Source organism: Microbacterium sp. Bi128 (assembly GCF_918698205.1).
In genome coordinates, this window is record NZ_CAKKMM010000140.1 from 1 (window position 1) to 9,650 (window position 9,650).

At 67.5% G+C, this 9,650-nt stretch carries 7 protein-coding genes and 1 pseudogene; 7 read left to right on the forward strand and 1 reads right to left on the reverse strand.

Features of this window, described 5'->3' with window-relative positions; translation table 11 throughout:
• The 3 genes from LQV45_RS11780 to LQV45_RS11790 form a co-directional block, all read left to right on the forward strand.
• The coding region (locus LQV45_RS11780; protein ID WP_230007192.1) for an acyltransferase family protein at nt 1-1,279 on the forward strand (1,279 nt) is incomplete at its 5' end.
• Between the two features lie 274 nt (nt 1,280-1,553).
• Nucleotides 1,554-3,065, forward strand: a complete 1,512-nt coding sequence (gene guaB / locus LQV45_RS11785) for an IMP dehydrogenase (RefSeq protein ID WP_230007193.1) — start codon at nt 1,554-1,556, stop codon at nt 3,063-3,065.
• A 134-nt stretch (nt 3,066-3,199) separates the two neighbouring features.
• Nucleotides 3,200-5,050: an ABC transporter ATP-binding protein gene (locus tag LQV45_RS11790; RefSeq protein WP_230007194.1), complete on the forward strand. Its 1,851-nt coding sequence runs from the start codon at nt 3,200-3,202 to the stop codon at nt 5,048-5,050.
• On the opposite strand, the gene LQV45_RS11795 is transcribed toward LQV45_RS11790, so the two are convergent.
• Nucleotides 5,037-5,669, reverse strand: a complete 633-nt coding sequence (locus tag LQV45_RS11795; RefSeq protein WP_230007195.1) for a hypothetical protein — start codon at nt 5,667-5,669, stop codon at nt 5,037-5,039. The genes LQV45_RS11790 and LQV45_RS11795 overlap by 14 nt on opposite strands.
• A 54-nt stretch (nt 5,670-5,723) precedes the next feature.
• On the opposite strand from LQV45_RS11795, the gene LQV45_RS11800 reads away from it, so the two are divergent.
• The 4 genes and pseudogenes from LQV45_RS11800 to LQV45_RS11815 form a co-directional block, all read left to right on the forward strand.
• Nucleotides 5,724-6,860 (forward strand): GuaB3 family IMP dehydrogenase-related protein, encoded by a 1,137-nt coding sequence (locus LQV45_RS11800; protein ID WP_230007196.1) that lies wholly within the window; start codon nt 5,724-5,726, stop codon nt 6,858-6,860.
• Between the two features lie 92 nt (nt 6,861-6,952).
• Nucleotides 6,953-8,704: a glycerol-3-phosphate dehydrogenase/oxidase gene (locus tag LQV45_RS11805; RefSeq protein WP_028275740.1), complete on the forward strand. Its 1,752-nt coding sequence runs from the start codon at nt 6,953-6,955 to the stop codon at nt 8,702-8,704.
• 89 nt (nt 8,705-8,793) lie between these two features.
• Nucleotides 8,794-9,282: a PTS sugar transporter subunit IIA gene (locus tag LQV45_RS11810; protein WP_028275739.1), complete on the forward strand. Its 489-nt coding sequence runs from the start codon at nt 8,794-8,796 to the stop codon at nt 9,280-9,282.
• Between the two features lie 228 nt (nt 9,283-9,510).
• A pseudogene (locus LQV45_RS11815) lies at nt 9,511-9,650 on the forward strand (SURF1 family protein); the annotation flags it as partial.

Below are 9,650 nucleotides of genomic sequence, written 5' to 3' on the forward strand. Positions count from 1 at the left end.
CTCCTGCGGGCTCCTGCTGACCGTGGACCGTTCGTTCCCCGGATTCATCGCGCTGTGGCCCACGCTGGCCGCCGCGGCGATCATCACCGCCGGTCAAAGCGGCAGCCGCTTCGGGGTTGACCGCTTCCTGACCTGGAAACCCCTGGTGGCGCTGGGGGATAACTCCTATGCGCTCTACCTCTGGCACTGGCCGCTGCTGGTCCTGGCCCTCGCCGGGGCGGGCATCACGGCGCCCAACCTGTTCCAGGGGCTGTGCATCGTTGCCGCGTCCCTCGTCCTGGCCGTGCTCACCACCCGCTTCGTCGAGAAGCCCCTGCGCGAATGGCACTGGCCCAAGCGCCGCGCCTGGCGCACCGCCGTCGTGATTGCCGCCTGTGGTGCCCTGCTGGCGGGTCCCGTCGCCGTGTGGCAGAGCCAGCTCCTGGCCGACGAAGCCGAGGCGGCGTCCCAGCCCAAGGAACTGACCCCCGGCGCGGCCGCCCTGGCACCGGAAAACGCCGGCAAGCCCACGCCGGAAGCCAAGATCATCCCCGCGCCGGCGGCGATGAAGAACGAGTGGGCGGACATCGACGGGCTGTGCACGGACGCCAACGTCCCCAGCGACCCCCTGCTTCAGGGGTGCCTGCAGAACAACAAGCCGGACAAGGTCACCAAACGGATCGTGGTGCTCGGTGACTCCCATGCCCAGCAGTACATGGCGGCGCTGGGCCCCATCGCGAAAAGCCACGGCTGGGAAGTTGTCACGCTCCTGAAGGGCAACTGCCGCTTCGGCGGGGAGTCCCCGGAGCGGGACGCGGACTGCAACGCCTTCAACCGGGCCAGCGCGCAGTACGTCCTGGACCACCGCCCCGACGCCGTTTTCACGGTTGCGTCCCTGACTCACAAGGAAGCGCCGTTCGAGACCGAAGTGCCTGAGTACCTGGCGGGCATCAAGCCCTTCACCGACGCCGGCATGGACGTGGTGGGCATCCGCGACAACCCCCGCTTCACCATCAATATGCCCGAGTGCGTCCAGAAGAACGGCCCGGATGCCTCGGAGTGCAACGTGCCGGAGCAGGAATCGCTCGCGGGGTCCTCGCCGCTGGACGCGTACCGCGGCCAGGTGCCCAGGCTGCACCTCATGGACATGAGCGATTTCATCTGCGCCAACGGAACATGCCCCGCGGTGGTCGGCAACGTGTACGTCTACAAGGACGACAACCACCTGACCAAGACGTACGTCCAGACCATGATCCCCATGTTCGAACGGCGGCTGCTCGCCGCCACCGGCTGGAAGTAGTCCGACGCCCACCGGCCGGAAGCATGCCCGGCCGGCCGGGGGAGCCGTCCGGCATGGGGCGGCTCACATTGAAACCGGACATTACCGCCCGGAATATGGCTATCGCCGCCAAGGTTCTACTATTTATTGAGGACTTCTGCACGAATCATCTGCACGAACCTTCTGCACGAACCTTCTGCATTACCTTCTGCACAGGCCAGACCCGTAATGACGGGCTGGTCATCTGTTGCAACCCCTACCCGTGAACCCGTAACCCAAGGTAAGAGGCGCACTCATGACCCAGCCCGAACACGATCCCTTCGGCTTCATCGGCCTGACGTACGACGACGTCCTGCTCCTGCCCGGCCACACCGACGTGATCCCCTCGGAAGCGGACACGTCGTCCCGGATCTCCAAGCGCATCACGGTCCAGACCCCGCTGCTCTCCGCCGCGATGGACACCGTCACGGAGTCCCGGATGGCCATCGCCATGGCCCGCCAGGGCGGTCTCGGCGTCGTGCACCGCAACCTTTCCATCGCCGACCAGGCCGACCAGGTGGACCGGGTTAAGCGCAGCGAATCCGGCATGATCACCAACCCCCTGACCATCGGCCCCGAGGCCACGCTGGCCGAGCTGGACGAAATCTGCGCACGCTACCGCGTCTCCGGCCTGCCGGTCGTGGACGAGGGCAACAGGCTGCTGGGCATCGTCACCAACCGCGACACCCGCTTCGTGCCCGAATCCGACTTCCCGCTGCGGCTGGTCAGCGATGTCATGACCAAGATGCCGCTCGTGACCGGACACGTCGGCATCAGCCGCGAGGAAGCCTCGCACAAGCTGGCCACGAACAAGATCGAGAAGCTCCCGCTCGTTGACGAGCAGGGCCGGCTCAAGGGCCTGATCACCACGAAGGACTTCACCAAGGCCGAGCAGTACCCGCTCGCCACCAAGGACGACGAAGGCCGCCTGCGCGTCGGCGCGGCGATCGGCTTCTTCGGCGACGGCTGGGAACGCGCCATGGCGCTGATCGACGCCGGTGTGGATGCCCTCTTCGTGGACACCGCGAACGGCCACTCCCAGGGTGTGCTGGAAATGATCCGCCGGCTCAAGTCCGATCCTGTTGCCGCGCACGTGGACATCATCGGCGGCCAGGCCGCCACCCGCGAAGGCGCCCAGGCCCTGATCGACGCCGGTGCCGACGGCATCAAGGTCGGCGTCGGTCCCGGGTCCATCTGCACCACCCGTGTGGTGGCCGGCGTCGGCGTCCCGCAGATCACGGCCATTTACGAGTCGGCGAAGGCCGCCATCCCGGCCGGCGTGCCTCTGATCGCCGACGGCGGCCTGCAGTACTCCGGTGACATCGGCAAGGCGCTCGTCGCCGGCGCCGACACCGTGATGCTCGGTTCCCTCCTGGCCGGTTGCGACGAATCCCCGGGCGACCTGATTTTCGTCAACGGCAAGAAGTTCAAGAGCTACCGCGGCATGGGCTCCCTCGGCGCCATGCAGACCCGTGGCAAGAACACCTCGTACTCCAAGGACCGTTACTTCCAGGCCGACGTCTCCGGCGATGACAAGCTCATCCCGGAAGGCATCGAGGGCCGGGTCGCGTACCGCGGTCCGCTGTCGTCGGTGGCGTACCAGCTGGTCGGCGGGCTCCGCCAGACAATGTTCTACACCGGCGCACCGACCGTGGCGGAGCTGAAGGCGCGCGGCAAGTTCGTCCGCATCACCGCGGCCGGGCTCAAGGAGTCGCACCCGCACGACATCCAGATGACGGTCGAAGCCCCGAACTACGGGTCGCGCTAAGACCCGCCGCCCTTAACCCGGGTGAGCCCGCCGAAACCACAGTTTCGGCGGGCTCACCCGGTTTAAGGGCGCCCCGAATCCCGGCGGCAGTGCCGCTCACGCCCGGCTCCGGGTCCCGGAACTAGGCTGGAGGCATGTCCGAACTCCTGCCGGCACGCGCGCCCAAACGCAAGCTCGCGCTCAAGCCCTACGCCCGCGCCGTGGCACAAGTGCTGCGGGTGAGCTTCCGCGCCTCGCCCGCCGCCGTCGTCATGAAAGTCCTGGGCTCGCTGATCTCGGCACTGCTGCCGCTGGTCACGACGTACTTCGCCGCCCTGACCACCACGGCGCTGGCCGCCGCCTACGCGGGCGACGCCGACGCCGGCGCGCAGGCCGTCGTGTACGTCATCATCACCGCGGCACTCGGGCTCTTCTGGGGATCGTTCAGCAGCGTGGACCGCTACATCCAGCAGCTCATGAGTTTCCGGGTCGGCGCGATCGTCGGTGACCTGATGTACGAGCGCTTCCTGACCCTGGACTTCTGGCGCTACGACGACAAAGAGACCGTGGACCTGTACGACCGGGCGAAGCGTTTCTCCGACTCCTACGCCCGCGTCCTGGACCGGATCGCCGCCATTTTCACCCAGCTGGTCTCCGTGCTGCTGGCGATCGGCGCGCTGCTGCTGGTCAGCTGGTGGATCGCCGTGATCGTCCTGGTTGCGATCGTCCCCAGCGTCTACCTGCAGTTCAAGCTCTCCCGCGAACAGATCGCGCACTGGAACACCCAGGTCGATTCGCGCCGGCAGCGCAGGATGATCGAAACCAACCTCCTGCGGCCGCAGCACATCGCCGAGATGCGGCTTTACGGGATTGTCGGCTACCTGATGGGCCTGCGCTCCCGCCTGCGGGACGCCGATGAAAAGCGCCGGCTGGACTTCCAGAAGCGCTACATCCCCAAACAGCTCGCGGCCGATGCCCTGCAGTACGGCGCCGAGGTGGTCTCGTTGATCTGGGTGGTGGGCCAGATCATCGCCCGGGCCCAGCCGGTGGGGCAGTTCCTCTATGTCCAGCAGATTGTCAGCCGCGCCCTCTCGACCGCCAACAGCCTCGTCTCCTCACTGAGCTCAATCGATGAGGACCTGGCGAACCTCACGGACTACGAGCTCTTCATGGCCCTGCCCGTGCCGTCCGGCTACGCGCCGCCGCTGCTGCAGGCGCCGAAGACGGGGGAACTGCGGGACATCCGCTTCACGTACACCGGCAGCGAACTGGAGGTGATCCGCGGCATTTCGATGACCATCAGGCAGGGCCAGCACATCGCGATCGTGGGGGAGAACGGCGCCGGCAAGTCCACCCTGATCCGTATCCTGGCCGGGCTGTACCGTCCCGACTCCGGGCAGGTGCTGCTCGACGGCGTGGACCTCGCCGCCGTCGACGTCACCTCCTGGCACCGGCACCTGGCGGTGCTCAGCCAGGAGTTCCTGAAGTATGAATTCGCCACCGCGGCGGAAAACATCTTCTTCGGCGACGTCGATTCGCCCCGCGACGACGGACGGGTCCGGCGCTCCGCCGCGGATGCCGAGGCCCTCGAATTCATCAACAAACTGCCCAACGGCCTGGACAACCACGTCAGCAACTGGATGGAGGACCCGCGCGGGCGGAAGGGCTCCGGCCTTTCCGGCGGGCAGTGGCAGCGGCTGGCGATGGCCCGGAACTTCTACCGCGGCGCATCGTTCATGGTGATGGACGAGCCGACGTCGGCCATCGACGCGCTGGCGGAACACCGGATCTTCACGCGGCTCTTCGCTGACCGCAGCAGCACCATCATCGCCATCAGCCACCGCCTGGCCACGATCGAGAAGGCCGATGTGGTCTACATGCTCGAGGAAGGCCGCATCGTGGAACAAGGCACCCACAGGGAACTTGTGGCGCGCCGCGGCCGGTACTTCCGGATGTTCGAGTCCCAGCTCACCGTCCCGGACACCGAGAACGTCAGCGGCGAGTAAGCGGAGCGCCCTCTATGGTCGTCCGCACCCGGGCCAGGCTGGGTTCGGGCGGGACGCTGCTAAAGCCGAAGCTGACGGCGGGGCGGATGGCGGTGAGCGGGCCGGCGTCGGCGCCGTCCCAGCTGACGGTCGCGGAGTCGATGCGGTGCAGATCGGTGACCCCGTAGTATTCCCGCCGGCCGCCCTTGGCCGTGCCCGCAGTGCGCACGCCGGGGATGATTCTGCCCGCAATGGGGTTGACCGCACGCAGCCAGCGCGGATGCACCGCCAGAGCCCGGGGGACCAGCCGCGCCACGGCGCCCAGCCGGGTGCGGGACCCGAGCCGGGCGCGGATCCGCAGCGGCCCGGCGTCGACGGCGAGCTGCCCCGCCCCATGCTCTGATGCCAGGGGCACGATGCAGGTCTCGTCGAAGTTATAGACCGCGCTGATGAAGCCGGCGGCCTCGACGCTCGGTGCCAGCAGGATCCGGTGGCCGGAGGGCAGCTGGACCATCGCGTCGGTGAAGGACCCGAACGGGGACTGCGTCCATAGGCCCACCACCGCGCGCAGGCCCGAGCCCGTGCCGAGTCCGGCAATGTGTCCGTCGAAGATCCACCGCTGTCCGTTACGCCAAAGCATGACGCCACAGTACGCCGAAGCGGCGCCCCGCGTCCGCTGGGATAACCTAGAGCAGTGACTTACGAGATTGAGATTGGCCGTGGCAAGCGTGGGCGTCGTGCCTACTCCCTGGATGACATTGCGATCGTCCCCAACCGGCGCACCCGTGACCCCAAGGACGTCTCCGTCTCCTGGCAGATCGATGCCTACAAGTTCGACATGCCGGTCATCGCGGCGCCGATGGATTCGGCCATGTCGCCGGAGACAGTCATCGCCCTGGGCCGCCTCGGCGGACTCGGTGTGCTCGACCTCGAGGGCCTGTGGACCCGGTACGAGAACCCGCAGTCCGTACTGGACGAAATCGCGGGCCTCGCTGACGAGACCAACAGCCCGGCCGTCACCCGGCGCATGCAGGAGCTCTACCAGGCGCCGATCCAGCCTGAGCTGATCACCTCCCGCCTCGCCGAGATCCGCGCCGCCGGCGTCACGGTGGCCGGCTCCCTGACCCCGCAGCGTACGCAGGAACACTACAAGACCGTGGTGGCCGCCGGCGTCGACATCTTCGTCATCCGCGGGACCACTGTCTCGGCCGAGCACGTCTCCAAGGACCACGAGCCGCTAAACCTCAAGCAGTTCATCTACGAACTCGACGTCCCCGTGATCGTCGGCGGGGCGGCCGGCTACACCCCGGCCCTGCACCTGATGCGCACCGGCGCCGCCGGCGTGCTGGTCGGCTTCGGCGGCGGAGCCACCACCACCACCCGGCGCGCCCTGGGCATCCACTCGCCCATGGCCTCCGCGATCTCCGATGTCGCGGCGGCCCGCCGGGACTACATGGACGAGTCCGGTGGACGCTACGTCCATGTGATCGCCGACGGCGGCATGGGCTCCTCCGGCGACATCGTCAAAGCCATCGCCATGGGCGCCGACGCCGTGATGCTGGGCAGCGCCCTGGCCCGCGCCGACGAAGCCCCCGGCAAGGGCTGGCACTGGGGCCAGGAAGCCCACCACCTCGAACTGCCCCGCGGCGACAGGGTCAACGTGGGAACGGTCGGGCCGCTCGAAGAGGTTCTGTTCGGGCCCGGCCACCACACCAACGGCACCTCCAACCTCGTCGGCGCGCTGCGCCGTTCAATGGCTACCACCGGCTACTCGGACCTGAAGGAATTCCAGCGCGTCGACGTCGTCGTCTCGCCGTACGCCGGCAACTGAAACCGCGCGCGGGCCGTTGAGGGCCCTGCCCATCCGGGAAACTTGGACGTAGTCTGGTGCCCTACGAGGTTTGATCCGGATGGAGGCGTGACATGAACAGTTTTCCCGGCGGTTCTGCCGAGGCCGGAGGTGCCCTCGGGCCAGCGGCTCGCGAGGCTTCAATCACTGTGCTCAGGGGCAGCACCGCCCCCGGCAAAGAGCTCGACATCCTGATCGTGGGCGGAGGCATCGTGGGTGCCGGCGCCGCCCTCGACGCCGTGACCCGCGGGCTCAGTGTGGGCATCGTCGAGGCGAACGACTGGGCTGCGGGGACGTCGTCGCGGTCCTCGAAGCTCATCCACGGTGGCCTCCGGTACCTGGAAATGCTCGACTTCGGCCTGGTCAAAGAGGCACTGCATGAGCGCGGCCTCATTCTCTCCGTCCTGGCGCCGCACCTGGCCCGGCCGGTCCCGTTCCTGTACCCGCTCCACAAACCGTTCCTGGAGCGGCCCTATGTCGGCGCCGGAATCGCCCTGTACGACGCGATGTCCATCACCGGCGGACACAGCCGCGGCGTCCCCTTCCACAAGCACCTGTCCCGGCGAGGGACCCTGCGCGCCGCCCCCAGCCTCAAGGACGACGCCTTCGTCGGATCCATCCGCTACTACGACGGCCAGGTCGACGACGCCAAGTACGTCGCCAACCTCGTGCGGACCGCGGCGCACTACGGCGCCCACGCGGTCAACCAGATGTCGGTTGTGGACTTCGTACGCGAGGGCGAGCGCGTGGTCGGCGCCAAGGTGGTCAATCACGAGGACGGCTCCAGCTTCAAAATCCGCGCCAAGCAGGTCATCAACGCCACCGGGGTCTGGACGGACGAGACCCAGGCCATGGTGACAGACCGCGGGCAGCTCAAGGTGCGGGCGTCCAAGGGCATCCACCTCGTGGTGCCCCGCGACCGGATCCAGTCCACGGTGGGGCTGATCCTGAGGACCGAGAAATCCGTGCTCTTCGTGATCCCCTGGGGCAGGCACTGGATCATCGGGACCACTGACACCGACTGGCACCTCGACAAGGCCCACCCCGCGGCCTCCAGCAAGGACATCGACTACCTGCTCGAGCACGTCAACAAGGTCCTCAAGCGCCCGCTGACCCGCGAGGACGTCGAGGGCGTCTACGCGGGGCTGCGGCCGCTGCTGGCCGGGGAAAGCGATTCCACCGCGAAGCTCTCCCGCGAACACGTGGTGGCCCACCCCGTGCCGGGTCTCGTGGTGGTGGCGGGCGGTAAGTGGACCACCTACCGGGTCATGGCCAAGGACGCGGTCGACGAGGCGACGCGCAGCATGGACGAGCGCGTCCCGGCCAGCTGCACGGAATCCGTCCCGTTGCTGGGGGCGAGCGGTTTCAAGGCCGCGTGGAACCAGCGGAACCGGATGGCGGAGGAGACCGGCGTCCACGTTGCCCGGATCGAACACCTCCTCAACCGCTACGGTGCCATGACACCGGAGGTGCTGGCGCTCATCGCCGACAGCCCGGAACTGGCCGAACCGTTGCCGGGTGCTGACGACTACCTGGCCGCCGAAGCCGTCTACGCGGCCACGCACGAGGGAGCCCGGCACGTCCAGGACGTCCTGACCCGCCGCACCCGGATTTCGATTGAAGCGTGGGACCGCGGTGTGTCCGCCGCTCCGGTAGTCGCTAAACTAATGGGAGACGTTCTCGGCTGGAGTGATGCGCAGCGCGAGGGCGAAATCAAGCACTATCTGGCCCGGGTTGATGCCGAGCGCCTGAGCCAACAGCAGCCGGACGACGAATCCGCCGACGCCGCACGGCTGGGCGTGGAGGACATTGTGCCCCTGCGCTAAGACTCAGCGCCGGCCGGCAGTGCAGGATTGCAACGCTAGTGATTGGACTGCCGGCCGGCGTCACTGACGCCACTTCGAAGGGACATCTCTTGGCGGAACCACTGGACCGGTACGACGCCGAGCTCACCACACCCGAGATGGTGATCCTCGAAATGGATGCCACGGACAAGCTCGACGCCACTGCCCAGCTCGCGGAACGCATGCATGCTGCCGGACGAATCTCCGATCTCGAGGGCTTCCTCAAGCAGGTCAATGCCCGGGAGCACCAGCTCGCCACCGGCCTGCCCGGCGGTGTCGGCCTGCCGCACGCCCGCAGCGAGCTCGTGTCACAGACATCCATCGCGGTCGGCATCACGAAGTACGGCAGGGCGCTGGACTTCGGCGCGGCCGACGGCCCGGCCACAGTGATTCTGCTCATCGCCACCCCGGCGAGCTCCTTTTCCGATCACCTCGAAGTGCTCGCGACGCTGGCACGCTCACTGTCGAAAGAGTCCTTCCGCGAATCGCTCCGCCGCGCCTACGACGCCGAAGTGATCGCCGAACTGATCAATTCCAGCCTGGTGTTCTTCGACCACTGAGATTGGGGCAGGCCCTTTCGTGTCGACTCCGTCGCCACGCAGGGACCCGGCTGCCCCACTCTAGGGGCAGGCCCTATTGTGTCGACTCCGTCGCCACGCAGGGACCCGGCTGCCCCACTCTAGGGGCAGGCCCTATTGTGTCGACTCCGTCGCCACGCAGGGACCCGGCGGCCCCACTCTCGATGGCCCGTTTCGCTGTTCTACACAGGGACGAAGTACCTTTAAGGGGTGCTGAAAACTGCCCTCAAACCCCGCTGGATCGCAGGACTCGTGTTCGCGATCGCCATTTCCGGGGTCTTTGTGCTGCTCAGCCAGTGGCAATTCGGCCGTTCAACGCAGGCCGAAGCCCCGGTCTCCACCACAACGGA

What these genes read in the sequence shown, in the direction of transcription:
- guaB (WP_230007193.1), top strand. Translation starts at nt 1,554, where the DNA reads ATGACCCAGCCCGAACACGATCCCTTCGGCTTCATCGGCCTGACGTAC.
- LQV45_RS11795 (WP_230007195.1), bottom strand. Translation starts at nt 5,669, where the DNA reads ATGCTTTGGCGTAACGGACAGCGGTGGATCTTCGACGGACACATTGCC.
- LQV45_RS11805 (WP_028275740.1), top strand. Translation starts at nt 6,953, where the DNA reads ATGAACAGTTTTCCCGGCGGTTCTGCCGAGGCCGGAGGTGCCCTCGGG.
- LQV45_RS11790 (WP_230007194.1), top strand. Translation starts at nt 3,200, where the DNA reads ATGTCCGAACTCCTGCCGGCACGCGCGCCCAAACGCAAGCTCGCGCTC.